Origin of the sequence: Streptomyces sp. DH12, from assembly GCF_020873895.1 — a bacterium.
Taxonomy (GTDB): domain Bacteria; phylum Actinomycetota; class Actinomycetes; order Streptomycetales; family Streptomycetaceae; genus Streptomyces.
This window is the reverse complement of the sequence record NZ_JAHWGT010000134.1, coordinates 1-945: the sequence shown is the minus strand read 5'-3', so window position 1 is coordinate 945 and position 945 is coordinate 1. Positions and strand designations below refer to the sequence as shown.

Annotated in this window: 1 protein-coding gene; it reads left to right on the top strand. The window is 67.9% G+C overall.

Annotated features, from left to right (window positions below):
- Positions 1–945, top strand: a 945-nt coding sequence (gene pgi, locus LPA54_RS33005; RefSeq protein WP_228984428.1) for a glucose-6-phosphate isomerase, incomplete at both ends; no start/stop codon positions are given.

The window sequence follows — 945 nt, the reverse complement described above, 5'->3', positions numbered from 1 at the left end:
TCATGGCGCAGGCCGACATCGACGGCGCCGATCTGCACGAGGCGGTCCGTGATCTGGATCCTGCGGAGACGCTGTTCGTCGTGGCGTCGAAGACGTTCACCACGATCGAGACGGTCACCAACGCCACGTCCGCCCGCGCCTGGCTGCTGGAGGGTCTGGGCGGGGACGAGAAGGCGGTGGCGCGGCACTTCGTGGCGTTGTCGACGAACGCGGAGAAGGTCGCCGGGTTCGGGATCGACACGGCGAACATGTTCGAGTTCTGGGACTGGGTCGGCGGGCGGTACTCGTACGACTCGGCGATCGGGCTGTCGTTGATGATCGCGATCGGTCCGGACCGGTTCCGGGAGATGCTGGACGGGTTCCGGATCGTCGACGACCACTTCCGCACCGCCCCGCCGGAGGCCAACGCGCCGCTGCTGATGGGCCTGTTGGGGGTCTGGTACAACAACTTCCACGACGCGCAGTCGCACGCCGTGCTGCCGTACTCGCACTACCTGTCGAAGTTCACCGCCTACCTCCAGCAGCTCGACATGGAGTCCAACGGCAAGTCCGTCGGCCGGGACGGACGCGAGGTCGACTGGCAGACCGGTCCCGTGGTGTGGGGCACCCCGGGCACCAACGGGCAGCACGCCTACTACCAGCTGATCCACCAGGGCACCAAGCTCATCCCCGCCGACTTCATCGGCTTCGCCGAGCCCGTGGAGGAGCTGAGCGACCGGCTCGCCGCCCAGCACGACCTGCTGATGGCCAACTTCTTCGCCCAGACGCAGGCGCTGGCCTTCGGCAAGACCCCGGACGAGGTGCGCGCCGAGGGCGTGCCCGAGGAGCTCGTCCCGCACAAGACCTTCCAGGGCAACCACCCCACCACGACGATCCTGGCCACCGAGCTGACCCCCTCGGTGCTGGGCCAGCTGGTCGCCCTCTACGAGCACAAGGTGTTCGTGC